This is a genomic window from Mixta sp. (assembly GCF_024610815.1).
Taxonomy (GTDB): Bacteria; Pseudomonadota; Gammaproteobacteria; order Enterobacterales; family Enterobacteriaceae; genus Mixta; species Mixta calida.
This window is the reverse complement of record NZ_JANION010000080.1, coordinates 1-24486: the sequence shown is the minus strand read 5'-3', so window position 1 is coordinate 24486 and position 24486 is coordinate 1. Positions and strand designations below refer to the sequence as shown.

Annotated in this window: 21 protein-coding genes; 10 read left to right on the top strand and 11 right to left on the bottom strand. The window is 57.4% G+C overall.

Annotation, left to right across the window (positions count from 1 at the left end; genetic code table 11):
* Window positions 1-508 precede the first annotated feature (508 nt).
* Window positions 509-1912: a multidrug transporter subunit MdtD gene (mdtD, locus tag MYY08_RS05150; protein WP_038630187.1), complete on the top strand. Its 1404-nt coding sequence runs from the start codon at window positions 509-511 to the stop codon at window positions 1910-1912.
* On the opposite strand, the gene rbsR is transcribed toward mdtD, so the two are convergent.
* The 9 genes from rbsR to budA form a co-directional block, all read right to left on the bottom strand.
* Window positions 1909-2907, bottom strand: a complete 999-nt coding sequence (gene rbsR, locus MYY08_RS05145; protein WP_368900320.1) for a ribose operon transcriptional repressor RbsR — start codon at window positions 2905-2907, stop codon at window positions 1909-1911. The two genes, mdtD and rbsR, sit on opposite strands and share 4 nt — an antisense overlap.
* A 5-nt stretch (window positions 2908-2912) precedes the next feature.
* Window positions 2913-3842, bottom strand: coding sequence for a ribokinase (gene rbsK, locus MYY08_RS05140; RefSeq protein ID WP_084970092.1), 930 nt, complete (start codon window positions 3840-3842; stop codon window positions 2913-2915).
* A gap of 60 nt (window positions 3843-3902) precedes the next feature.
* Window positions 3903-4784, bottom strand: coding sequence for a ribose ABC transporter substrate-binding protein RbsB (rbsB, locus tag MYY08_RS05135; protein WP_373996386.1), 882 nt, complete (start codon window positions 4782-4784; stop codon window positions 3903-3905).
* 23 nt (window positions 4785-4807) lie between these two features.
* Complete coding sequence (gene rbsC, locus MYY08_RS05130) at window positions 4808-5779, bottom strand: ribose ABC transporter permease (protein WP_038629228.1); 972 nt, start codon at window positions 5777-5779, stop codon at window positions 4808-4810.
* The gene (gene rbsA, locus MYY08_RS05125) at window positions 5776-7287 is read right to left on the bottom strand and encodes a ribose ABC transporter ATP-binding protein RbsA (protein WP_084970091.1); all 1512 of its coding nucleotides are present in this window, start codon (window positions 7285-7287) and stop codon (window positions 5776-5778) included. Before rbsA ends, rbsC begins: the two co-directional genes overlap by 4 nt.
* Before the next feature lie 7 nt (window positions 7288-7294).
* Window positions 7295-7714, bottom strand: coding sequence for a D-ribose pyranase (rbsD, locus tag MYY08_RS05120; protein WP_038629233.1), 420 nt, complete (start codon window positions 7712-7714; stop codon window positions 7295-7297).
* A gap of 169 nt (window positions 7715-7883) precedes the next feature.
* Entirely contained in the window at window positions 7884-8657 is a 774-nt protein-coding gene (locus tag MYY08_RS05115) for a (S)-acetoin forming diacetyl reductase (protein WP_038629236.1), read from the bottom strand.
* 30 nt (window positions 8658-8687) lie between these two features.
* Complete coding sequence (gene alsS, locus MYY08_RS05110) at window positions 8688-10364, bottom strand: acetolactate synthase AlsS (protein ID WP_038629237.1); 1677 nt, start codon at window positions 10362-10364, stop codon at window positions 8688-8690.
* A gap of 20 nt (window positions 10365-10384) precedes the next feature.
* Window positions 10385-11167 carry an acetolactate decarboxylase gene (gene budA, locus MYY08_RS05105; RefSeq protein WP_288013624.1) on the bottom strand — a complete coding sequence of 261 codons (783 nt, stop codon included), beginning with the start codon at window positions 11165-11167 and terminating at the stop codon, window positions 10385-10387.
* 106 nt (window positions 11168-11273) lie between these two features.
* On the opposite strand from budA, the gene MYY08_RS05100 reads away from it, so the two are divergent.
* Window positions 11274-12173 (top strand): LysR family transcriptional regulator, encoded by a 900-nt coding sequence (locus tag MYY08_RS05100; RefSeq protein WP_038629241.1) that lies wholly within the window; start codon window positions 11274-11276, stop codon window positions 12171-12173.
* Here MYY08_RS05100 and MYY08_RS05095 read toward each other — a convergent pair.
* Entirely contained in the window at window positions 12167-12559 is a 393-nt protein-coding gene (locus MYY08_RS05095) for a YgiW/YdeI family stress tolerance OB fold protein (protein ID WP_038630190.1), read from the bottom strand. The genes MYY08_RS05100 and MYY08_RS05095 overlap by 7 nt on opposite strands.
* A gap of 193 nt (window positions 12560-12752) precedes the next feature.
* Here MYY08_RS05095 and qseB point away from each other — a divergent pair, with 193 nt between their 5' ends.
* On the top strand, window positions 12753-13415 hold the full coding sequence (gene qseB / locus MYY08_RS05090) for a quorum sensing response regulator transcription factor QseB (RefSeq protein ID WP_038629244.1): 663 nt from the start codon (window positions 12753-12755) through the stop codon (window positions 13413-13415).
* A complete protein-coding gene (qseC, locus tag MYY08_RS05085) occupies window positions 13412-14764 on the top strand; it encodes a quorum sensing histidine kinase QseC (RefSeq protein ID WP_038629246.1) in 1353 nt (450 codons plus the stop codon). Before qseB ends, qseC begins: the two co-directional genes overlap by 4 nt.
* 28 nt (window positions 14765-14792) lie before the next feature.
* Here the strand turns inward: qseC and kup are convergent, their stop codons facing one another.
* The gene (kup, locus tag MYY08_RS05080; protein ID WP_038629248.1) at window positions 14793-16661 is read right to left on the bottom strand and encodes a low affinity potassium transporter Kup; all 1869 of its coding nucleotides are present in this window, start codon (window positions 16659-16661) and stop codon (window positions 14793-14795) included.
* A gap of 263 nt (window positions 16662-16924) precedes the next feature.
* Between kup and ravA the strand changes: the two genes are divergently transcribed.
* The 6 genes from ravA (at window position 16925) to rsmG (ending at window position 24149) form a co-directional block, all read left to right on the top strand.
* Window positions 16925-18421, top strand: a complete 1497-nt coding sequence (gene ravA / locus MYY08_RS05075) for an ATPase RavA (RefSeq protein WP_038629251.1) — start codon at window positions 16925-16927, stop codon at window positions 18419-18421.
* Entirely contained in the window at window positions 18418-19878 is a 1461-nt protein-coding gene (viaA, locus tag MYY08_RS05070) for an ATPase RavA stimulator ViaA (protein WP_038629253.1), read from the top strand. The genes ravA and viaA overlap by 4 nt, the downstream gene beginning before the upstream one ends.
* A gap of 138 nt (window positions 19879-20016) precedes the next feature.
* Window positions 20017-20478 (top strand): transcriptional regulator AsnC, encoded by a 462-nt coding sequence (gene asnC / locus MYY08_RS05065; protein WP_038629255.1) that lies wholly within the window; start codon window positions 20017-20019, stop codon window positions 20476-20478.
* Window positions 20479-20634: 156 nt separating this feature from the next.
* Window positions 20635-21075, top strand: a complete 441-nt coding sequence (gene mioC / locus MYY08_RS05060; protein WP_038629257.1) for an FMN-binding protein MioC — start codon at window positions 20635-20637, stop codon at window positions 21073-21075.
* Between the two features lie 446 nt (window positions 21076-21521).
* Window positions 21522-23411, top strand: coding sequence for a tRNA uridine-5-carboxymethylaminomethyl(34) synthesis enzyme MnmG (gene mnmG / locus MYY08_RS05055; RefSeq protein WP_038629259.1), 1890 nt, complete (start codon window positions 21522-21524; stop codon window positions 23409-23411).
* A 120-nt stretch (window positions 23412-23531) separates the two neighbouring features.
* Window positions 23532-24149, top strand: coding sequence for a 16S rRNA (guanine(527)-N(7))-methyltransferase RsmG (gene rsmG / locus MYY08_RS05050; RefSeq protein WP_084970085.1), 618 nt, complete (start codon window positions 23532-23534; stop codon window positions 24147-24149).
* Window positions 24150-24486 lie beyond the last annotated feature (337 nt).

Below are 24486 nucleotides of genomic sequence, written 5' to 3'. Positions count from 1 at the left end.
AGAAAAACGTCGTAATGAATTACGTGTTCACTCTGAGACTTGATACTGCAAATGTGTTTTGCGATATCCGTCCTGTGAGTGCCCACACAGATTGTCTGATAAATTGTTAAAGAGCGGTGCGACCGGCGTTTCGTGCCGTTGTCGCGAGGTGGCGTATATTACGCTTTCCTCTTTCAGAGTCAACCCCTTTTTCAGAAGTTTTTCTCCGGCGATTCAGGCTTTGCTGAACCGCCTGACCGTGCCGGCCAGAAGCCGTTGTGCCGTGTCAGTGGAGGCGCATTATAGGGAGTTATTGCGGGCTGACAAGTACTAATTGCAAAAAAATGTCCGGGCGTTTCTTTTTTGGCCAATGAACCCTGAAAATCCGCTTTTCTGCCGTTTTATTCGCCTGCCCGGTGCGTTTTATAGCCCGCTTTTAGCAAAGTGGCGTGCTTTAGCTGATGCTATCCTCTATTTTTCTGCCGAATTTTCTTATGGCTGCGGTAACTATAAAGAAGAAGGATGCTTGATGATCAAATCTGCGCGCAGTATGGCCGGTCTCCCCTGGATTGCTGCGATGGCTTTTTTTATGCAGTCTCTCGACGCAACGATATTAAACACCGCCCTTCCCGCTATCGCTGACAGCCTGCAACGCTCTCCGCTGGCGATGCAGTCCGCGGTTATCAGCTATACCCTGACGGTAGCGATGCTGATTCCGGTCAGCGGCTGGCTGGCTGACCGCTACGGCACGCGCAAAATCTTTATCATCGCCGTTTCTCTGTTTACCTTAGGCTCTTTAGCCTGCGCCCTGTCCGGCTCGTTAATGGTATTGGTGATCTCGCGTATTGTTCAAGGCGTTGGCGGCGCCATGATGATGCCGGTCGCGCGTCTGGCGCTATTGCGCGCCTATCCACGTAGCGAACTGCTGCCGGTATTAAACTTCGTGACGCTGCCGGGACTGGTGGGGCCGGTGGTCGGTCCGATGCTTGGCGGCGTTCTTGTTACTTACGCCACATGGCACTGGATATTCCTGATCAACATCCCTATCGGCATTCTTGGCATTGTCTATGCGCGCAAATATATGCCGGACTTCACCACGCCGCGTCGCCGCTTCGATTTGACGGGCTTCGTCCTGTTTGGGTTTGGTCTGGTGCTGCTTTCCAGCGGCATTGAGCTGTTTGGGGAGAGGATTGTCTCAAGCGCCATTGCCGCCGCCGTCTTGCTGGGCGGACTATTGCTCCTGCTGCTCTATATTGCGCATGCGCGCCGACACCCCTCGCCGCTGATCGGCCTGCCAATGTTTAAAACTCGCACCTTTTCGATTGGCATCCTGGGAAATATCGCATCGCGACTCGGCACCGGCTGCGTGCCTTTTCTGATGCCACTGATGTTGCAGGTCGGGTTTGGTTATTCGGCGATTATCGCTGGCTGCATGATGGCACCGACTGCGATTGGCTCAATGCTGGCGAAATCCACCGTCACCAGCGTGCTGCGTAGGCTGGGCTACCGCACTACGCTGGTTGCCATCACCGTGATTATCGGCCTGTTTATCGCCAGCTTCGCTATGCAATCTCCGGGAATGAATATCGCCGTTCTGCTGCTGCCGCTGTTTTTGCTGGGCATGGCGATGTCGACGCAGTTCACCGCGATGAACACCATCACACTGGCCGATCTTACTGATGAGAACGCCAGCAGCGGCAACAGTATGCTGGCGGTCACGCAGCAGCTGTCGATTAGTTTTGGCGTGGCAGTCAGCGCCGCCGTGCTGCGCTTTTACGAAACCGTCGGCGGTACGACGGTGGAACAGTTCCACTCCACCTTCCTGACGATGGGCGTGGTAACCGTTCTGTCAGCGCTGGTCTTTATGCTGCTGAAGCCAGGCGACGGTCGCCATTTGATCAGCGACCGTGAAAAACGTCGTAAGAAGGCTTAACGCACCACGGATTGACGTTCAATCAGCTCTGGCGTCAGCACCAGCCTTTGCTGGCTGGCGCCGGGCGTTTTTAGGCGATGAATTAAGGTATCGATCGCCAGCTCGCCCAATTCATCCTTCGGCTGATGGATAGTCGTCAGCGGCGGCGTCATATAACGCGCCAGTTCAATATCGTCATAGCCCATGATCGCCATATCTTCCGGGATGCGCAGCCCGGCCTGATAAAGCGCATGGTAAGCGCCGACGGCCATCGCGTCATTGCTGGTAAATACCGCCTGCGGCCGCGTTTTGCACGCCAGCAGCGCGTTCATGCCGTTATAGCCGCCCTGAAATTCAAAATCGCCGTTGACGATATATTCCGGCGGCAACGAAAGCCCCGCCGCCGCCATCGCTTTTTTAAATCCTTCCAGGCGCAAACGCGCCGGCGTTTTATCCAGCGGCCCGGCAATGCAGGCGATGCGCCGGTAGCCGCGATCGATGAGATAGCCGGCGGCCAGTTCGCCGCCTAATAACGAATTGTCCTGAATAATGTCGCTGTCACCTTCAAACGGTGCCCAGTCCATCATTACGGAGGGAATGCCGGGATAACGCGTCAGGATGTCGGCAGAGGGGAGATGGCTTTCAGTACACATGATCAACAGACCATCCACGCGCTTTTGCAGTAGCGTTTCCAGGCTGCGGTTCATACGATCCTCGTCGCCTTCCGTATTGCACAATACCAGGCTATAGCCGCGCTCGTAACAGCTGTTTTCCACGCCGCGCACCACTTCGGCGTAGAAGGGGTTGCTGCTGGCGGTAAGCAGCATGCCGATAGTATGGGTCTGGTTAATCTTCAGGCTGCGCGCCAGCGCAGAAGGCGCATAGTTAAGTTCGCGGATCGCCGCTTCGATTTTCTCGCGTATCGCTTCGCTGACAAAACGGTTGTTGTTGATAACGTGCGAAACGGTCGAGGTTGAGACGCCCGCCAGACGGGCGACATCTTTCATAGTGGCCAATCCGCTTACCCCTGCTGCTGTAAGAAGCGGTCAATCTCTTCCCGCCAGGGCACCGACGGCTGCGCGCCGGAGCGCGTCACGGCAATTGCGGCGGCGGCATGGGCGAAACGCACCGCCTCCGGCATCGCCTGCTGTTCCAGCAACGCGGTAATTAACGCGCCGTTGAAGGTGTCGCCCGCCGCGATAGTATCCACCGCCTGCACGCGAAAGCCAGGAATGCGCTGCCCCTTGCCGTTTTCGCTCAGCCAGACGCCGCGGCTGCCCAGAGTAATCAGTACCTGCGCGATGCCTTTCTCATGCAGTGCCGCCGACGCTCTTGCCGCATCCTCATCGCTTTTTACCGCAATGCCGGTCAGCACTTCCGCTTCGGTTTCATTGGGCGTGATCATATCCACCAGCGCCAGCAGCTCATCAGAGAGCGGCGCGGCGGGGGCGGGATTGAGGATAACGCGAGTCTGATGCTGTCGGGCGATTTTCGCCGCAGTCAGCACGCTCTCCAGCGGCGACTCCAGCTGCATCAGCAGCGCGGAGGCCTCAGCGATCACCTGTTGATGCTGCGTCACTAAATCAGGGGTTAACGCCGCATTGGCGCCGGCATGAATGCCGATGGTGTTCTCGCCCTCGCCGTTGACGAAAATGAGTGCCACGCCGGTGGTTGCGCCGTCAATAACGGAAACGGGCGTGGTATCGATACGGTCGGCGGCCAGCTGCTGGCGGATGCGCTCGCCGATATCGTCCGCGCCGACGCAGGCGATAAAGGCGATATGCGCGCCGCTGCGTCCTGCGGCGACCGCCTGGTTCGCCCCTTTACCGCCGAAAGCGACCTGATACTGCTTCCCGATCACCGTTTCGCCGGGGCGAGGGAACTGCGTCAGATTTAAAATATGATCGGCATTGATGCTGCCAAGTACAGCGAGTTTAGCGGATTGCGTCATTCGGGGTTCATCCAGAAAAGTGCGCCACCTGACGGTGGCGCGTTGCCCTGCTTTTCTTTGTTATTTGGTGACCAGCTTCAGATCCACCGGATTGATAGCCTGTACTTTCTCGCCTTTTAACGCTTTATCCGCGATCTGTACGCCTACCTGACCAATTTTTTCCGGCATCTGTGCAACGGTCGCGGCCAGTTTGCCGCCTTCAACAGCTTTAACCCCATCAGCGGTGCCGTCGAAGCCCACTACAACCACATCAGATTTACCGGCAGTTTGCAATGCTCGTAACGCACCTAACGCCATTTCATCGTTTTGCGCGAACACCGCCTGCACGTCAGGATGTGCGGTCAGCAGGTTTTGCATTACGTTCAACCCTTTGGTGCGGTCGAAATCGGCAGGCTGGCTGGCCAGAATCTGGAATTTATGCGCATCGGCGGCCTGCTTGAAGCCTTCGCCGCGCTCACGCGCCGCAGAGGTGCCGGCAATGCCCTGCAGTTCGATGATTTTGGCGCTTTCGCCAACTTTCTTGGCGATAAAGTCGCCAGCCATTTTGCCGCCGAAACGGTTATCTGACGCGACGTGGCTGATGACCTTGCCCTGTGACGCCACGCGGTCCAGCGTGATCACCGGAATGTTGGCCTGGTTCGCCATTTTAACCGCATTGCCTACCGCATCTGAGTCGGTCGGGTTGATCAGCAACAGCTTGGTGCCGCGAACGGTCAGATCCTGCACGTTGGCCAGCTCTTTCGCCGGGTTGTTCTGCGAATCCAGCACCACCAGGTTGTAACCCAGCTTATCTGCCTCTTTCTGCGCACCTTCTTTCAGCGACACAAAGAACGGGTTATTCAGGGTAGAAACCACCAGCGCGATAGTATCTTTCGCCAGCGCGTTGGCGCTGAGAGTGGCGCCGAGCAATACCGCCAGTGCAGTCAGTTTGTTCATCTTCATCTTTATATCCTTTGAGGTAAGCGTTATTTACTGCTTTTGTTATCCACCAGGACCGCCAGCAAAATCACCACCGCTTTGACGATCATCTGATAGTAGGAAGAGACGCCCAACAGGTTCAGGCCGTTATTCAGAAAGCCGAGGATCAGCGCACCGATCAGCGTACCCATGATGCGGCCCTTACCGCCCGCCAGGCTGGTGCCGCCCAGCACCACCGCCGCAATGGCGTCCAGCTCATAACCGGTACCGGCGGTCGGCTGCGCTGACGAGAGACGCGCCACTTCAATGGTGCCCGCCAGCGCCGCCAGCATGCCGCTCAGCGCGTAGACGATGATTTTGACTCGGCTGACATTAATGCCCGACAGACGGGTTGCCGCCTCGTTGCCGCCCAGCGCGTAGATATAACGACCGAGGCGGGTATGATGCAGCATGTACCAGGCCGCCAGGAACACTACCGCCATCAGCCATACCGGCGTTGGAATCCCCAGCGGGCGGCCGATGCCGAACCAGCCAAAGAGATCGGCATTCTCGTTAAAGCCGGTGTTGACCGGGCTGCCGTCGGTATAGACCATGGTGACGCCGCGCAGCAGCAGCATCATCACCAGCGTGGCGATAAACGCCTGCACCTTGCCTTTCGCGACGATGGTGCCGGTAACGGCGCCGATAAACGCGCCTAATCCCAGCGCGGCGGCCACGGCCAGCAGCGCATTCACCTCAAGGCCGACAATCGAGGCCGCCACCGCGCCGGTCAGCGCCAACAGCGACCCCACTGACAGGTCGATGCCGGCGGTGAGGATAACCAGCGTCATGCCGACCGCCATAATGGCGTTCACCGAGGTCTGTTGCAGGATATTGAACAGGTTATTGACGGTAAAAAAGTTCGGACTCTGGCTGGCCACCACCGCAATCAGCACAATCAGGGCAATCAGCGATTTCTGCTCCATCAGCCAGGCTTTGCTGAACCAGCGGCGACGGGCTGGTAAGGTTTGCGTACTCATAGATGTGCTAACTCCTCGGTGCGTTGCTTGCCTACAGCGGCGGCCATCAGGACTTCCTGCGTGGCCTGTTCAATGGAAAACTCGCCGCTCAGGCGGCCTTCATGCATCACCAGAATGCGATCGCTCATTCCCAGCACTTCGGGCATCTCCGACGAGACGAGAATGATGCTCAGACCTTCATCCTTAAACTGGTTGATCAGCTGATAAATCTCTTTCTTGGCGCCGACATCCACGCCGCGCGTCGGCTCATCCAGAATCAATACGTTCGGGCGCGTCATCAGTCCGCGCGCGATGGCGACTTTTTGCTGATTGCCCCCGGAGAGCAAGCCAATGGTTTGATCCATGCCGGGCGTTTTAATGTTAAAGAGCCGGATAAAATCGCTGACCGCCAGCTGCTCGGCGCTGTGCTTCAGCCCGCCGCCCGCGCGGCTGAAATAGCGCAGCGCGGTCAGCGACATGTTTTCTTTTACCGTCATTCCCAGCACCAGGCCGTCACGCTTGCGATCCTCGGAGATATAGACGATGCCGTTAGCCAGCCCGTCCTGCGGCGTGCGGATAGTAATGTCGCGGCCATTAAGCGTGACGCGTCCCGCGCTGCGCGGCTGCGCGCCGTACAGCACCTTCATCAGTTCGGTGCGTCCGGCGCCCATCAGTCCCGCCACACCAAGTATTTCGCCTTTACGCAGCGTAAAGCTGACGTTGTCGATGCCCGGTCCGCTGAGGTTTTCCACCTTTAGCCGCACTTCGCCCGGCGCTTTGTCCAATCGCGGATACTGATCTTCCAGCTTACGGCCCACCATCATCTCGATCAGCGAAGCTTCAGTTAGCGTATCGACGCTGCGTTCAGCAATAAACTGTCCGTCGCGGAATACCGTCACGTCATCACAAATTTCAAAGATTTCTTTCATGCGATGAGAGATATAAACGATGCCGCAGCCCTGCGCTTTCAGTTCATTGATCACGCGAAACAGGGAGACCGTTTCGGTATCAGTCAGCGCATCGGTCGGCTCGTCCATCACGATGACTTTCGATTCAAAGCTGAGCACCTTGGCGATCTCCACCATCTGCTGATCGCCAATCGAAAGATCGCCGACCAGCCTGTGGCTGTTGAAACGCAGATTCAGCCTTTTCAGCAGCGCGTCCGCTTCGGCGTACATTTTTTTCCAGTCAATACGCCCAAGACGGCTGACAAATTCACGTCCCAGAAAGATATTTTCGGCGATAGAGAGTTGCGGAATCAGGTTCAGTTCCTGATGGATAATGCCGATCCCTGCTTCCTGCGACGCTTTCGGGCCGCTGAAGTGGGTCTCTTCGCCCAGCCACTGCAACGAACCGGCGTCGCGGCTGTAGATACCCGTCAATACCTTCATCATGGTGGATTTGCCCGCGCCGTTTTCCCCCACCAGCGCCATCACCCGGCCAGGGTAAACAGAGAGTGAAGCGCCGTTAAGCGCCTTCACGCCGGGGAATGATTTCTCAATGCCTTTCAGTTGCAATAACGGTTGCATGGCAGCCTCAGAAGGTCACGCCGGCGGTCAGGATAATATTCGCGTACGGGGTGCATTCCCCGCTGCGCACTACCGCCTGGCTCCGTTGCGTTAAGGTTTTGAAATGTTCGTGCGGGACATACTCAATGTTGATGACGTTGCCCTGCTGGCGCTGTAGCGACTCCAGCAGCGCCAGCAGTTCGCGGTGCAGACCAGCGTTATGCTCGCGGATCTCTTCGGCGATGACCGCGCTTTCTACCTGCATCTCATGCGTGACCGCCTGCGCCACCTGTAAAAAAGTGGGAATGCCGTGCGTAACGGCTAGATCGATGCGCTGCGGCCCTGGCGGAATCGGCAAACCGGCGTCGCCGATAGTCAGGCTGTCGGTATGGCCCAGGCGGGCGACGACGGCGGAAATGTCAGCGTTAAGTAGGGGGCTTTTTTTCATTATACGCTCCTGAGCGAAACGTTTCGCTGAACGGGAGTGTCAGAAAAAGTGGCGAATAAGACAACAGGAAGGTAACGAAATTGTGATCGCTATCGAAACGTTTCGCTGACCGGCGAAAAAATTTGATTTAGGCAACGAAGCGGGCCTGATAAGGCCCGCAGAAAGGGGATTAGCTGAAGACCATGCCGCCGTCGATTAACAGCGCCTGACCGGTCATATAGTCAGAATCGGGGCCCGCCAGGAAGGCGACGCAGGCGGCGACATCTTCCGGCTCGGAGAGGCGTCCCAGCGTAATGCGTTTAGCGAACTCCGCGGTGCCGTATCCCGGCGGCTGGCCCGCTGCGGCGGAAACCTGGCGGTCGATCTCGTCCCACATCGGCGTTTTGACAATGCCTGGGCAGTAAGCATTAACGGTAATGCCCAGCGGCGCCAGATCGCGCGCGGCGGTCTGCGTCAGGCCGCGTACGGCGAACTTGCTGGAGCTGTAAATCGCCAGCTCCGGGTTGCCGACGTGGCCCGCCTGAGACGAAGCGTTGATGATTTTGCCGCCGCGTCCCTGCGCTTTGAACGCTTTCACCGCAGCCTGAATACCCCAGATCACGCCTTTGACGTTGATGTTATAAACCTTATCAACGATTTCCGGCGTAATCTCTTCGATAAGCGTAGTCGGCGCGATGCCCGCGTTATTGACGATAACGTCGAAGCCGCCGAGCTGCTGCTGCGTCTGTTCTACCACCGCAAATACCCGATCGCGATCGGAGACGTCCGCCTGTAGCGCAACCGCTTTGCCGCCCTGACGAGTGATCTCATCGGCAACCTGACGCGCCGTTTCCGCGTTGTAATCGACGACCGACACGGCGAATCCATCTTTCGCCAGCCGCAGCGCGATAGCTTTACCAATGCCCTGACCGGAACCGGTCACCAGTGCCACTTTGCTTTCCATAACTGCTCCTTGCTGAGTTGATAAAGGGAATTACAGGATCTGGCTCAGGTGCAGCTGCCCCATCAGTTTCGGGTTGTCGGCATAATCCACCGGCACCGCCACCACAGCCGGTCCCTGAACGTCCATCGCCTTACGCAGGATAGGTTCCAGCTGATCGGCGCTTTCCACCGCGAAACCGGCTGCGCCGAAGGCTTCCGCATAGGCTTTGAAATCGATCGGGCCGAACTTCACGCCGGACACGCGCTGATATTTCTGTTCTTCCTGAATCGCCACCATGTTGTAGGCGTTGTCGACCCAGATAATGTGCAACACATTGGCACCCAGACGCACCGCTGTTTCCAGCTCCATGCTCGACTGCATAAAGCCGCCGTCGCCCGATACCGACACCACTTTGCGGCTCGGATCCACCAGCCAGGCGCCGATTGCCCAGGGCAGCGCCACGCCCATGGTTTGCTGACCGTTGGAGATCATGATTTGACGCGCACGGAAGCTGTAGAGATAGCGGGCGATCCAGATATGGAAACTGCCCATATCCACCGTCAGGGTAACGTCTTTATTAATGATGTCCTGCATGGCGCGCACGATGCGCAGCGGATGCAGGGCGAACTGATTCAGCTGATGGCCGCGCATCGCCAGCAGTTCACGCTGCTGTTGGCGATCCTTGAGGATTTCAGCCGACTCCGCGCTGAGGTGCAGCGGCGCTTCAATCCGCGCGGCGAGTTTATCCAGCGTTGAGGCGATATCGCCGATCAGCTCCGCGTCCGGCTGGTAACAGTTGTCGGTTTCCGCAGGCAGCACGTCGATATGCACCAGTTCGGCATGACCGCTGTTCCATTTCGCCGGTTCATATTCCACTGGGCTGTAGCCGATAGTGATAATCAAATCCGCCTGACGCAGCAGCCGATCGCCCGCCTGGTTATTAAACAGTCCGACACGGCCCGCAAAGCGCGAGAAGTGAGACTGGGAGACGGCGCCGGCCGCCTGATAGGTACTGGTCACCGGAATATGGCTGCGCTCCAGCAGACGATGCAATGCGGTGGCGTTATGCGGCTGGCTGGCCATCAGGCCCAGCAGGATAATGGGGTTTTTCGCTTTCGCGATTTTGTCGGCGACGGCGTTGATCGCGCCTTCCGGCGCGGAACCGAGCAGCAGCTCGCCTGCGGGCGTCAACACGTTGCCGCGCACCGGACCGTCGACAATATCCTGCGGCAGACTGACGAAAGCGCCGCCGGGACGGCCCAGCTCCGCATAGCGGAACGCATTGGCTATGATTTCGCCCAGCGCATCGGGCGCGCCCACTTCCACCGCATATTTGGTGATCGGGCGGAACATACCGACGGTATCCATGCTCTGATGGACCAACTTGGCGCTGTCCGCGCGTTTCACCGCGCCGCCCAGCGCCACAACCGGGTCGCCTTCCGAGGTAGCGGTCGCCATGCCGGTGATCAGGTTGGAGCAGCCGGGACCGGAGGTCACCAGCGCCACGCCCGCCTTGCCGGTCAGACGTCCTACCGCCGCCGCCATAAACGCCGCGTTCGCTTCATGGCGAACCGGAATGGTCTGGATAGAAGAGTCCACCAGCGAATCGAAAACTTTATCTACTTTAGCGCCGGGAATGCCGAACACCTGCTTCACGCCCTGCGCCTCCAGCTGGGCAACAATCAAATCGGCGCCGTGCGCCCATTCTTTTTGCATATCGCTTTTCATTGTTTCTCCTGTGGCGAGGATTAGCTTTCAACGGCGCGGATGGCACTGTCGAGATCGTCAGGGTTGAGATTGGCCTGCAAAAAATCGGGGTCCTCAGGCAGATCGACCACCAGCTTGCTGATGGCGCCAAAGGTCAGTACGCCGCTCTCCAGGCTATAATTCAGTACGTGGCCGCCGCCCTGACGATCGTCAGTAATGAAATGTTCGTGATAGCCGGCGACATTAATGCCCTGCATATACTGCGGCGTGCGGAAGCCAATCAGCACGCCATCGCGCTGGTCGAAATGGAAGGTCGGCTGCTGTTCCACCGCTTCCATCATCGGCTTATAAGGTCGGTGCTGACAGGGCACGGTGCGCGTTGCAACCTGAGAGAAACGCCCATCGATGCGCAGGGCGCAAAACTGGTTATCAGATGAAATCTGCTGATTAATGATCTCATGTACCGCGTCGCGATCGGCTGGACCGTCGAAGTGATGGTGATATTGCGGCTGGAAAAAGGTCATCACCGCGAACGGCGTGCGTTGATCCGGGCGGGCGGCGTTGGCGCTGCCGTCGGCGCGCAGCTGGTAAACCTGACTGTTAAAGGCGATCAGCTCGCCATCAAGACGGTTAAAGGTGCCCAGGCCGAAGTCGCCTTTTTTCAGCAGGTCGGCGATGGTGCGCGAGCCTTCATAGACGCCGCTCAGCAGCGCGCTCATCAATGAGGTCTGATAGATTACACTTTCTGGCTGTTCTTTGCGGATAGCGATCAGGGTATCGGCCAACTGTTTGTCGCATAAACAATCAGTTACAGAATGTGACATTATTCCCTCCCTTACAGAAAAGGTTAATATTCATTAACTGTAATGTTGACTCGATTCAGTTCGGGAATCCAATATAGAAAGCCCTTCACTTTGAGACGTTTTAGATATGGAACTACGGTATCTGCGTTATTTCGTCGCCGTCGCGCAGACGCGCAACTTTACGCGCGCCGCTGAAATGCTGGGGATCTCCCAGCCGCCGTTGAGCCAGCAGATATTGCGTCTGGAACGCGAGATCGGCACGCCGCTGCTCAGACGTCTGACGCGCGGCGTGGAGTTGACGGAAGCGGGCGAGGCGTTTTATCAGGACGCCTGCCAAATCCTCGATCTGACCGGTCATGCGCTGGAGAAGGCGAAAGGGATCGCGCGCGGCGTCACCGGTAAGCTGTCGCTGGGCTTCGCCAGCTCGGTCGCCTTTCATCAGGATATTTTTCGTTTGCTGCACGCTTTCCAGCAGCAGTTTCCATCGGTAACGCTGCTGCCGCGCGAGGCAAGCATGTCGACGCTGATGCAGGATTTACAGGAAGGATTGCTGGATGCGGCCTTTGTGCGCTTGCCTTGTGAAACCAGCAAGTCGTTTCATTTGAAACTGATCGCCAGCGAAGCGATGCGCATCGTGCTGCCCGCGTCGCATCCTCTGAGCGAACAGGAAGAGATAAGGCTGACGCAACTGAGCGATACGCCGATGGTGATGTTTCCGCGCGAGGTGGCGCCCAGCCTGTATGAATCGATCATCAGCGCCTGCGTGCGGGCGGGCTTTCAGCCGCAGACCGGCCCGCAGGCGCCGCAGATCTCCTCGGCTATCGGCATGGTCGCCGCCGGGTTCGGCTTCGCGCTGGTGCCGGAATCGCTCAGCTGCGTCGCGATGCCGGGCATTCGCTTTCTGCCCTGCCCGGAAGCGTCGCTGACCACCGACGTGGCGCTGGCCTGGCGACGCTGGGACCGTTCGCCTACGCTACAGCATCTTTTAGAGACGCTGGCGCAGCAGTTGAACGCGCAGGATCACTGAATCTTACGCACCTGTTTGACTTCCAGCTGGGCGTCATTGAAGGCCTTATCAATCTCACCCTGTAACTCGACTTTATCTTTAGGGGAGACGCTCTGGCCTTGCCAGGTTTTATCATCAATCTCGACGGAGAGCGTGCCCGTTTCATCGCGGAACAGATAATCATCATCGCTGAGGCGTTTCTCAATCGTGCCGCGTACGGTGACCCAGCTGTCATCTTTCATCTCTTTCGCTTCTTTTACCGTCACCACATTCTGCGGCCCTTTGAAGCCGCCTTTCTGCGCCTGGGTCTGCGGCGAGTTAGGATCGACAAAGCCACCGCTCTGCGCCGCTAATGCCGGCATTGTGAACAGAGCAAGAATCGCAACCATTGCAGCATGCTTTTTCATCATAATTTCCCTCTTTTGGTGAATGACGTGGGTGGACGTTTTTAAGTACAGCACAGGGTTCTTAACAGGATCTTAAGGCGGGTCGTTTTTTTCTCGCTTTGCTGGCGGGCGTTACTATTTGCCGTTGCATTCTGTACAAGCGGCGCTTAAGTCTCGTATAACGGCGGCAGTGACCTAATCAGGGAGGAAACACATGCGCATTCTGTTAATTGAGGACGACAGGTTAATCGGCGACGGCATTCGGGCGGGGCTGGGCAAGCTGGGGTTCAGCGTGGACTGGCTGACGGATGGGCGACAGGGAATGCAGGCGCTGAGCGCGGCGACCTACGATGCCGTGGTGCTCGATCTCAGCCTGCCGCAGTTAGACGGGCTGGATATTCTGCGCGCCTGGCGCAGCCGGGGCGAAGATATTCCGGTGCTGATCTTAACCGCTCGCGATGCGGTGGCGCAGCGGGTGGACGGCCTGCAACAGGGCGCAGATGATTATCTCTGCAAACCTTTTGCGCTCAGCGAGGTCGCCGCGCGCCTTCAGGCGCTGATCCGCCGCCGTCATGGGCAACTGCAACCCACGCTGAGTCACGGTTCGTTGATGCTCGATCCCGCAGCGCGCGCGGTGACGCTGAACGGCGCGCCAGTTGAGCTGAAGCCGCGCGAGCTGGCGCTGCTGGAGCTTTTTATGCTGAATGCGGGCCGCGTGCTGACCCGGGCGCAGCTGGAAGAGAAACTCTACAGCTGGGAGCAGGATGTTTCCAGCAACGCCGTTGAAGTGCATATTCATCATCTGCGGAAAAAACTGGGCAATGCTGCTATTCGCACGGTGCACGGTGTGGGTTATACGCTGGGAGAAACCGCATGAGTCAGCTCAGCCTGCGCGCCCGTCTGACCGTCGGCTTCTTACTGCTTACGGCGATCTGCTGGGGCATCGCCAGCGTCAGCGCCTGGTTACAAACGCGCCACAAAATCAATCAGCTGTTCGATACGCAGCAGCTGCTGTTCGCCCGGCATCTGGCTTCCCTCACGCCAGCGCAATTAACCCAGTCGACGGCAATGCCGGAAGCAAAAAAAATCCTGCCTCATCACCGAGGCGCGCTGGAGGACGATGCGCTGGCTTTTGCCATTTATACCCGCGACGGCAGGCGACTGGTGGACGATGGCGACAACGGCAAAAAATTTCTGTTTGAACCGCGCTGGCGTGGCTTTCGTGACGGCAAACTGCGCGACGATGACGATCCGTGGCGCATAGTCTGGCTGAATACGCCTGACGGCCGTTATGTGGTGGCGGTCGGGCAGGAATGGGAATACCGTGATGAAATGACCACCGACGTGGTGCAAAGCGTGCTGCTGCCATGGCTGTTTGCGCTGCCGGTAATGGTTGTGCTGCTGCTCTGGCTGCTCCAGCGCGAGCTGACGCCGCTCAGGCAGATCGCCCGGCAGCTGCAACAGCGTTCTCCCGATAACGCCGACGCGCTTAACGCGACCCGGCTGCCCTCGGAAGTGCGTCCGATAGTAGACGCGCTTAACGGCCTGTTCGCCCGTATCCATGCCATGCTGCAGCGCGAACGGCGTTTCACCTCCGACGCGGCGCACGAACTGCGCAGCCCGTTGGCGGCGTTAAAGGTGCAGAGCGAGGTAGTGCAGCTGGCCCATGACGACGCCGGAATGCGTCAACACGCGCTGACTAACCTGGACGCCAGCATCAACCGCGCCACCCGGCTGGTGGATCAGCTGCTTACCCTCTCCCGACTGGATGCGCAGCGGGCGCTGGCGGAAAGCGAAACGGTGGATATAGAGACGCTGCTGCGTCAGGCGATTGTCGAGCAGGATAAGGCGGCGCAGCAGGCTGGCATTACCCTGCGGCTGGAGAACCAGGCTGGTGAAGCGCAGGTGTGTCAGGGACATCCGTTGCTGCTTTCTCTGCTGCTGCGCAATCTGCTGGACAATGCGATTCGCTATGGTCGCGCAGGCGGCACCGTGACGTTGATCCTGCGTCGGCGTCAGTTTGAGGTATACGATGACGGGCCTGGCGTGGAGCAAGAGGCGCTGGCGCGCATCGGCGAACGATTTTACCGACCGCCCGGACAGGAAAAATCAGGCAGCGGTCTCGGTCTTTCCATTGTGCAGCATATCGCCACCTTGCACGGCATGCGTATGCAGATGGCGAACCGACCGCAGGGCGGCTTTAGCGTCACCTTCGATCTGCCATAAAAAAGAGCAGCCTTAGCTGCCCTCTGCTTTAAATCTCGACCTGAGTGCCCAGCTCGATAACCCGGTTAGGCGGGATTTCAAACTGGTCGGGCGCGCGCAGGGCGTTGCGTTGCAGCGCGAGGAACAGCTTACCGCGCAAATGCAAATACCAGGGACGTTTGCCGATGATCAGCGATTCGTGCGACATAAAGAACGACGTTTCCGTCATGCGGCAGTTCAGCCCTTCAAGACCGCAACGGTGGAAAATCTCCTCCATATTCGGCGTTTCGCGCCAGCCGTAGCTGCCCACCACGCGCCAGAAGGTTGGCGAAAGCTGTTCAATGGTGACGCGTCGGACGTTATGCACGTAAGGCGCGTCTTCGGTGCGCAGCGTCAGCAGCACCACGCGCTCATGCAGCACCTTGTTATGCTTCAGGTTATGCAGCAGCGCAAACGGAATCACGTTCAGCGCGCGCGACATATAAACGGCGGTGCCCGGCACGCGCACCGGCGGCGATTTTTCCAGCGAGGCGATCATCGCGTCCAGCGAGTTGCCGTGTTCATGCATACGGCGCAGCAGGCGGAAACGCTCGCTTTTCCAGGTCGTCATGATGATAAACATCGTCATACCCAGACAGAGCGGCAGCCAGCCGCCGGAGAAGATCTTAATCAGGTTGGCCGAGAACAGCGGAATATCGAAGCAGAGCAGCGCCACCAGGATCAGCGCCACCAGCAGTCGGTTCCAGTGCCAGTTCTTTATCGCCACGGTACAGACCAGAATAGACGTCAGGATCATGGTGCCGGTCACGGCGATGCCATAGGCCGCCGCCAGGTTGCTGGAATGCTCGAAGCTGATAATTACAATCAGCACCGCATAGTAGAGCAGCCAGTTAATTACCGGGATATAGATCTGGCCAGACTCTTCTTCCGAGGTATGGATAATGCGCATCGGCGGCAGATAGCCCAGGCGCACCGCCTGACGGGTCAGCGAAAAGACGCCGGAAATCACCGCCTGAGAAGCGATAACCGTCGCCAGCGTGGCGAGGATCAGCATCGGGATTAGCGCCCAATCCGGCGCCAGCAGAAAGAAGGGGTTTTTAATCGCTTCAGGATGCTTCAGCAGCAGCGCACCCTGACCAAAGTAGTTCAGCACCAGCGAAGGGATCACCACGCTGAACCAGGCGAGGCGAATCGGCGTTTTACCGAAATGGCCCATATCGGCGTAGAGCGCCTCCACCCCGGTAATCGCCAGCACCACCGAGCCGAGCGCGAAGAACGAAACCTGTTTGTATTCCAGGAAGAAATGCATCGCCCACGCGGGATTCAGCGCCTGCAACACGTCCGGGTTATGAATAATGCTGCGCGCGCCGAGCACCGCCAGCACGAGAAACCACAGCAGCATCACCGGCGCGAACAGCTTGCCCACCATGCCGGTGCCATGTTTCTGAATGATAAACAGCAACGTCAGTACGGCGATCGACAGCGGCACGATATACGGATCGAGCGACGGCGCGGCAATTTCCAGACCTTCTATCGCGGACATCACCGAAATGGCTGGGGTAATCACCACCTCCCCGTAAAAAAAGCTGCCGCCGATCAGCCCCATAATCACCAGCACGGCGGTGGCTTTGCCGCCGGTATTGCGTCCCGCCAGCGACATCAGCGTCAGGATGCCGCCTTCTCCGGCGTTATCGGCGCGCATCACATAGCTGATGTATTTCAGGGAAACCACCACGATCAACAGCCAGAAGATCAATGATAAGAAGCCGAACACGGCGTCGCGCTCAACGCCAAAACCAAACTGCCCGGACAAACATTCGCGCAAGGTATAAAGCGGGCTGGTGCCAATATCCCCGTAAACCACACCTATTGCCGCCAGGGTGACTGCGGCGAGCGGCTGCTTCTTGTCAGAACTCATAATGTCATCTTTTCCAGGAGCGCTGCGACGTATCGGCGCACGGCTCAGACCATCAAAAAGCGCACAGTATGCCTAATTTTAAGCAAAAACCCACCCCTGGACGGCAGCGGTTTTCGACAATAATTGGCAATAGAAGCGTCGCTTCACCCTTTCACGATAAAAAAGCTGACGGCTATCAATGCTTTCAAGCATGATAGCCAGTAGTGTTTGCGCCCGCTAATCGGGTAAAGCGTGTGCAGTAGTAACAGGATAATTGACTGATTATGGCTCAACCATATTTACTGGCTGAAAGAATTTCACGCCTCAGCAACGCGTTAGAAAAAGGCCTGTACGAGCGTCATCATGCCATACGCCTTTGTCTGCTGGCAGCGCTCAGCGGGGAAAGCGTCTTTTTACTGGGCCCGCCTGGCATCGCCAAGAGCCTGATCGCGCGTCGCCTGAAATATGCCTTTCAGCATGCGCGCGCGTTTGAATATCTGATGACCCGCTTTTCCACGCCGGAAGAGGTGTTTGGCCCTCTTTCGATTCAGGCGCTGAAAGATGAAGGCCGCTACCAGCGGCTAACTAAAGGTTACCTGCCCGATGCGGAAATCGTCTTTCTGGATGAGATCTGGAAAGCGGGACCGGCCATTCTGAATACCCTGCTGACCGCAATTAACGAACGGCGCTTCCGCAATGGCGACAGTGAAGAACGCATCCCGATGCGCCTGCTGGTGACCGCCTCTAACGAGCTGCCGGAAGCGGACAGCGGACTGGAAGCGTTATATGACCGCATGCTGATCCGCCTGTGGCTGGACAACGTGCATGAAAAGCATAACTTCCGCAATATGCTTATCCACCAGCAGGATGAAAACGCCAATCCGGTCGACAGCTCGCTGTGCATCACCGATGAAGAGTACCAGCAGTGGCAGACCAGCATCAGCCAGGTCGCGCTGCCGGAACCGGTGTTTGAGCTGATCTACCAACTGCGTCAGCGTCTGGAAGCGCTGCCGGACGCGCCCTACATCTCCGATCGCCGCTGGAAAAAAGCGATTCATCTGTTGCAGGCGTGCGCTTTTTATAGTGGCCGTGAGGCGATCGCGCCGGTGGATCTGATTCTGCTGAAAGATTGTCTGTGGCACGATATGGCGTCGATGACGCTGCTGGAACGGGAGATCGAAAGCCTGATTACCGAGCAGGCGTGGCAGCAGCAGCCGATGCTGATCGCATTGCAGCATATCAAAGCGCGTCATCTTGCCCTGTCGCAACAGCAGAGCCTCGACCGCGCCGTCAGGCTGGAAAAGCACGGCGGCATGTTCAGCCGTAAGCCGCATTATGAACTGCCCGATTCGCTCAGCGCCGAACAGCTGACGCTGATGCTGCAAAAGCCGCTGACGCTGCATGATATGCAGGTGACCCACGTCGTTATCGCGCGCGACACGCTGCAACACTGGCTGCTGAAAGGGGGAGAAGCGCGCGGCAAACTGAACGGCATCGGTTTTGCCCAGACGCTGGATCTGCAAATAGACGCCAACGACTGCCTGACGCTGCGCGACGTTAGTTTACAGTCATCGCGGCTGGCGCTGCCTGGCGAAATCCATCACGAAGCGCTGCCAGCGGAGATCGCCGAAGCGCTGGACGAGCTGGAGGCTCAGCTGCGGGCGCAACGCGCCCTTTTTGCTCAGCATCAACGCTGCCTGTTTATCAGCGACGACTGGCTGGCGCGCATCGAAAACAGCCTACAGGAAGTAGCTGAACAGCTGAAGAAAGCCAGGCAATGATCTCGCTGGAGACAATCAGCACCCTGCTGTCGATCAGCCAGAGTCAGCTGATCGAGGATCTGGCGATCGCCCTGCTCGCCTCGCCACAGCTGGTGCTGTTTTTTGAAAAATTCCCCGGTATGAAGAAGGCGCTGCTGCGCGATATGCCGCGCTGGAAAACTGAAATCGGCGAAAGTCTAAAAACCACCTCGGTGCCGGAAGCGCTGAAACAGGAGTTCCGGCTGTTTCAGCAACATCAGATGCTCGGCCTGACAGCCTTTACGCAGGCGCTGCCAGCGTTGCTGACGCAGCTGGAGAAGCTCTCCTCCCCTTTCGCCGAGCAGGCGCGCATCCTGGCGGGCCACTGTGATGGCCAGCCGCTCAGTCCGGCGCAGCATACGCTATTTCTTCAGCGCTGGCGGCTCAGCCTGACGCTGCAAACCATGACGCTGAACGAACATTTACTGGAGGAGCAGCGGGAAAACCTGCTGGCCGTTTTACAACAGCGCATGGCGCTAAGCGGCCAGCTGGCGCCGGTCCTGTCGGAAAACGACGAGTCCTCCGCCGGACGGCTGTGGGATATGAGCGCGGCGCCGCTACAGCGCGGCGATTACCAGCTGATTGTGGAATATGGCGAGTTTCTGGCCGCGCAGCCGGAGTTGATGAAGCTGGCGCAGCAGCTTGGCCGCAGTCGTGAAGCAAAGTCGGCGCCAGCGGAAGAGGCCCCGCCGGAGGCGTTTCACCAGCTTATCCGCCAGCCGGACAGCGTGCCGGAAGAGGTAAGCGGTCTGCATCAGAGCGAAGATGTGTTGCGCCTTTTACCGGCGGAGCTGGCGACGCTCGGCATCAGCGAACTGGAAGTGGATTTTTACCGCCGTCTGGTAGAAAAGCGCCTGCTTACCTATCGCTTACAGGGAGACGCCTGGCGCGACAAAATCGTGCAGCGGCCGGTAAGCCATCAGCAGCAGCAGGCCTGCCCGCAAGGCCCCTTTATTGTCTGCGTCGATACCTCAGGATCGATGGGCGGCTTTAACGAACGCTGCGCCAAAGCGTTCTGTCTGGCGCTGCTGAAGGTCGCGCTGGCGGAGAAGCGCCGCTGTTACATTATGCTGTTCGCTCACGAGGTGATCGGCTATGAGCTGACGGCCGAAGACGGGATCGCGCAGGCGATCCGTTTTCTCAGCCAGCGGTTCCGGGGCGGCACCGATCTGGCCGCCTGCCTGGAGGCGGTGCTGCTGCGGTTGCAGGATTCCGCATGGCGCGATGCGGATGCGGTGATCGTTTCCGACTTTATCGCCCAGCGACTGCCGGAAAGCATGATCAAAAGCGTTCAACAGCATCAGCACCAGCTACAGCAACGTTTCCATGCCGTCGCTATGTCCGCGCACGGCAAGCCAGGCATCCTGCGCATCTTCAATCATATCTGGCGTTTCGATACCGGCCTGAAGCAACGTCTGCTGCGCCGCTGGAAGCGCTGATCTCCTGCCGTTCCGGGCAGGCGACAGCTTTGCCTTTGCAATCCCTTCCGGCAACGGTAGGATGCCAGTATTCCGCCGGATGCGTTTCTCCCGGCCGGTCATCCCTTCTTCTTTATACTTAGCCAAGTGGAGCGAAACGTGGCAGAAACGCTGCAACTCGATAATCTGGATCGCGGTATCCTTAATGCGCTGCTGAATAACGCACGCACCGCCTACGCTGAACTGGCCAAGCAATTCAACGTCAGCCCCGGCACAATCCATGTGCGGGTGGAGAAAATGCGCCAGGCGGGCATTATTAAAGGCACGCGCGTGGAGATCGATCCGCGTCAGCTGGGCTACGACGTCTGCTGCTTTATCGGCATCATTTTAAAAAGCGCGCGCGACTACCCGGCGGCGCTGGCGAAGCTGGAAGCGCTGGACGAAGTGGTGGAAGCCTGGTATACCACGGGCCACTACAGCATCTTTATTAAAGTGATGTGCCGCTCTATCGATGCGTTGCAGCAGGTGCTTATCAACAAGATCCAGACCATCGACGAAATCCAGTCCACCGAAACGCTGATCTCCCTGCAAAACCCAATCATGCGTACGATCAAGCCCTGATCTGTGCATAATCTTATCCCTGACGTGGCGCCGCGCGGCAAAGGCGGATCCACGTTATTTCCCCCTGTTCATCTTCTGGTTTTCCACAGGTAGATCCCAGCCTAATCACAGCGTACAATGCACGCTCTTGAAGACAGCGCGTTGCAGGATCGCATCATGGCAGATATCACCCTTATTAGCGGCAGCACTCTCGGCAGTGCCGAATATGTAGCAGAACATCTGGCCGACAAGCTGGAAGAAGCGGGCTTATCAACCGAGACGCTGCATGGTCCGACGCTGGATGAACTTTCGTTACAGGGCGTCTGGCTGGTGGTCAGCTCCACGCATGGCGCAGGCGAGCTGCCGGATAACCTTCAGCCTCTTTATGAAGAACTTGCGCAGCAGCGGCCCGATCTTTCCGACCTGCGCTTTGGCGCAATCGGCATCGGCAACCGGGAATACGATCTTTTTTGTGGCGCGATTAAGCAGTTCGACCAGCTACTGACAGCCCTCGGCGCGAAGCGCATCGGCGAAAGACTGGAAATCGACGTGCTGGAACATGAAATCCCGGAAGATCCGGCGGAAGCCTGGCTGGAAAACTGGCGTCCTTTACTGTAGATCGCCCGATCGAGGCTGGGATCACCGCGCTTTTTTCCGTTGATCCCCAGCAGATTTCACTCTTTTTTATCCCTGGATCAACCGCAATCCTGTGGATAACCGTAGTGGAAAGGGTCTGATAACCGGTAGTTATCCCAAGAATAACCCTTGATGCTTTTTTCATCTGTGTATAAGTCGCCATTTCGATCCCAGCTTATACGGATCAGGATCACCGATCATTCACAGCAAACGATCCTCAATAAACTCCTGATCTGTTGAAGAAACCCGGCCTTATCCACAGAAAAGCACGATCCTAATAAGAGATCTAACAAAGAGATCCTTTAAAGAATAAAGATCTTACTTTTAACTACCCGACGATCCCGGCGCTTTCGTCATGCCATGAATTTGAGTAGAATCCACGCCCCAGGGCAACGATCCCTGATCGAACACTAACGAGGTATCTCCCCATGTTTTATCCCGATCCTTTTGACGTCATCGTCATCGGCGGCGGACATGCAGGCACTGAAGCCGCAATGGCCGCCGCCCGCATGGGTCAACAAACGCTGCTGTTAACCCATAACATCGATACGCTGGGACAAATGTCCTGTAATCCGGCGATCGGCGGCATCGGAAAGGGACATCTGGTGAAAGAAGTGGATGCGATGGGCGGCCTGATGGCCAGTGCGATCGATCGCGCCGGCATCCAGTTTAGGATACTAAACGCAAGCAAAGGTCCGGCTGTTCGCGCCACGCGCGCTCAGGCTGACCGTGTGCTTTATCGTCAGGCGATCCGCACCGCGCTGGAAAACCAGCCGAACCTGATGATCTTCCAGCAGGCGGTCGAGGATCTGATCGTCGAAAACGATCGCGTCGTCGGCGCCGTAACGCAGATGGGCCTGAAATTCCGCGCCCGCGCCGTGGTGCTGACGGTCGGCACTTTCCTCGACGGCAAGATTCATATCGGCCTGGATAACTACAGCGGCGGCCGCGCAGGCGATCCGCCTTCTATCCCGTTGGCGCGCCGTCTGCGGGAATTGCCGCTGCGCGTCAGCCGTCTGAAAACCGGCACGCCGCCGCGCATCGACGCCCGCACCATCGATTTCAGCGTGCTGGCGCCGCAGTATGGCGACGACCCGATGCCGGTTTTCTCGTTTATGGGCGACGCGTCGCAGCATCCGCAACAGGTGCCCTGCTACATCACCCATACCAATGAGCAGACGCATGAGGTGATCCGCAATAACCTCGATCGCAGTCCGATGTACGCAGGCGTGATCGAAGGGATCGGTCCGCGCTACTGCCCATCGATCGAAGATAAAGTGATGCGCTTCGCCGATCGCAACGCGCACCAGATCTTCCTTGAGCCTGAAGGCCTGACCAGTAACGAAATTTACCCGAACGGCATTTCCACCAGCCTGCCGTTTGACGTGCAGATGCAGATTGTGCGCTCGATGAAAGGCATGGAAAATGCGAAAATCGTCCGTCCGGGCTACGCCATTGAGTATGACTTCTTCGATCCGCGCGATTTGAAACCGACGCTGGAGAGTAAGTTTATTCAGGGGCTGTTCTTTGCCGGTCAGATCAACGGCACCACCGGCTATGAAGAGGCGGCGGCGCAGGGGATGCTGGCGGGTCTGAACGCCGGACGCCTTTCAGCGGAGAAAGAGACCTGGGCGCCGCGTCGCGATCAGGCTTACCTCGGCGTACTGGTGGACGACCTTTGCACGCTGGGCACCAAAGAGCCCTACCGCATGTTTACCTCGCGTGCCGAATATCGTCTGATGCTGCGCGAAGACAACGCCGATCTGCGTCTGACGGAAACGGCCCGCGAACTGGGTCTGGTCGACGATGCACGCTGGGCGCGCTTTAATCAGAAACTGGAAAGCATTGAGCTGGAGCGTCAGCGCCTGCGCGATATGCACGTTCATCCGAAATCGGCGGATATCGACGTGGTTAACGCCGCGCTGAATACGCCGCTGACCAAAGAGGCGAGCGGAGAAGATCTGCTGCGTCGTCCTGAGATGACCTACGCGCGTCTGATGTCGCTGAAAGGCTTCGGCCCGGCACTGGCCGACGAGCAGGCCGCCGAGCAGGTTGAAATTCAGGTTAAATATGAAGGCTACATTGCGCGTCAGCAGGAAGAGATCGATCGCCAGCAGCGCAATGAAAATACCCTGCTGCCGGTGGATCTTGACTATCGCAACGTTAACGGCCTGTCGAATGAAGTGATCGCCAAGCTTAACGATCATAAACCAACGTCGATCGGCCAGGCGTCGCGTATTTCAGGCATTACGCCTGCCGCTATCTCTATTTTGCTGATTTACCTCAAAAAACAGGGTTTACTGCGTAAAAGCGCCTGATGATAAGGCGGAAATCCGCCCTGTGCCCGCTGCCGGACATGCTTCACGTTCGGTAGCGGGCAGCGCTGAACCTCTTTTCTGCACCGGACGCTGTTTCGCCTTTAGCTACTGGAATATGCCGTGATTAATAAACTCTCTCAGCTGCTCAGCGCAGCCAACATTTCTCTGTCCGATCAGCAAAAGCAACAGCTGGTTGGCTACGTTGAGCTGCTGCATAAGTGGAATAAAGCCTATAATCTCACCTCCGTGCGCGATCCGCAGGAAATGCTGGTGCGCCATATTCTCGACAGCATTGTGGTGAACCCTTATCTGAAAGGGGAGCGCTTTATCGATGTGGGCACCGGTCCGGGTCTGCCGGGCATTCCGCTGGCGATTGTGCGCCCGGAAGCGCATTTCACGTTGCTGGACAGCCTGGGCAAGCGCGTGCGCTTTCTGCGTCAGGTGCAATTCGCGCTGGGTTTAAACAACGTTGAACCCGTGCAGAGCCGCGTAGAGGCGTTTAACGGCGAGCCGCCGTTTGACGGCGTCATTAGCCGCGCCTTCGCCTCGCTGAACGATATGGTGAGCTGGTGTCATCATTTACCAGCGAAAGAAGGACGTTTCTATGCGCTGAAAGGACAGCGTCCTGATGATGAAATCGCCGCATTGCCGCCACAGTTTCGCGTAACCGACGTGATAGCCTTACGCGTTCCGGAGCTGGAAGGGGAACGTCATTTGGTGACGATTCAGACAGTTTGACCTTACCCCCTATGCGGTTATCCTTTTTTGCCACATTTTATCGCGAGTGGGGCGGTTAAAAGTTAGCCGAACGAAACAGTTTTTATCGGTCTCGTTTGTGACAAATATTGTTGCCTGGGGGTTAAAAGTGCGCGATGAAATTATCTGAAACCTTTCGCAATATTTAACCTAGATTTTACAATGATTTATCAGTCCAGTTACTTTAGCGAAGAGCTAAGGGGTGGCGAATAGTCACTTAAGAAAATATATCCGTGTTATCACTCTACGGAAGCAACGATAATTCGATGATTTAAATTTTACCGGGGATGTCAAACCCTCTGTTTTATTGCTCACTACG

What these genes read in the sequence shown, in the direction of transcription:
- mdtD (WP_038630187.1), top strand. Translation starts at nt 509, where the DNA reads ATGATCAAATCTGCGCGCAGTATGGCCGGTCTCCCCTGGATTGCTGCG.
- rbsK (WP_084970092.1), bottom strand. Translation starts at nt 3,842, where the DNA reads ATGACGCAATCCGCTAAACTCGCTGTACTTGGCAGCATCAATGCCGAT.
- rbsB (WP_373996386.1), bottom strand. Translation starts at nt 4,784, where the DNA reads ATGAAGATGAACAAACTGACTGCACTGGCGGTATTGCTCGGCGCCACT.
- rbsC (WP_038629228.1), bottom strand. Translation starts at nt 5,779, where the DNA reads ATGAGTACGCAAACCTTACCAGCCCGTCGCCGCTGGTTCAGCAAAGCC.
- rbsA (WP_084970091.1), bottom strand. Translation starts at nt 7,287, where the DNA reads ATGCAACCGTTATTGCAACTGAAAGGCATTGAGAAATCATTCCCCGGC.
- rbsD (WP_038629233.1), bottom strand. Translation starts at nt 7,714, where the DNA reads ATGAAAAAAAGCCCCCTACTTAACGCTGACATTTCCGCCGTCGTCGCC.
- MYY08_RS05115 (WP_038629236.1), bottom strand. Translation starts at nt 8,657, where the DNA reads ATGGAAAGCAAAGTGGCACTGGTGACCGGTTCCGGTCAGGGCATTGGT.
- alsS (WP_038629237.1), bottom strand. Translation starts at nt 10,364, where the DNA reads ATGAAAAGCGATATGCAAAAAGAATGGGCGCACGGCGCCGATTTGATT.
- budA (WP_288013624.1), bottom strand. Translation starts at nt 11,167, where the DNA reads ATGTCACATTCTGTAACTGATTGTTTATGCGACAAACAGTTGGCCGAT.
- MYY08_RS05100 (WP_038629241.1), top strand. Translation starts at nt 11,274, where the DNA reads ATGGAACTACGGTATCTGCGTTATTTCGTCGCCGTCGCGCAGACGCGC.
- MYY08_RS05095 (WP_038630190.1), bottom strand. Translation starts at nt 12,559, where the DNA reads ATGAAAAAGCATGCTGCAATGGTTGCGATTCTTGCTCTGTTCACAATG.
- qseB (WP_038629244.1), top strand. Translation starts at nt 12,753, where the DNA reads ATGCGCATTCTGTTAATTGAGGACGACAGGTTAATCGGCGACGGCATT.
- qseC (WP_038629246.1), top strand. Translation starts at nt 13,412, where the DNA reads ATGAGTCAGCTCAGCCTGCGCGCCCGTCTGACCGTCGGCTTCTTACTG.
- kup (WP_038629248.1), bottom strand. Translation starts at nt 16,661, where the DNA reads ATGAGTTCTGACAAGAAGCAGCCGCTCGCCGCAGTCACCCTGGCGGCA.
- ravA (WP_038629251.1), top strand. Translation starts at nt 16,925, where the DNA reads ATGGCTCAACCATATTTACTGGCTGAAAGAATTTCACGCCTCAGCAAC.
- viaA (WP_038629253.1), top strand. Translation starts at nt 18,418, where the DNA reads ATGATCTCGCTGGAGACAATCAGCACCCTGCTGTCGATCAGCCAGAGT.
- mioC (WP_038629257.1), top strand. Translation starts at nt 20,635, where the DNA reads ATGGCAGATATCACCCTTATTAGCGGCAGCACTCTCGGCAGTGCCGAA.
- mnmG (WP_038629259.1), top strand. Translation starts at nt 21,522, where the DNA reads ATGTTTTATCCCGATCCTTTTGACGTCATCGTCATCGGCGGCGGACAT.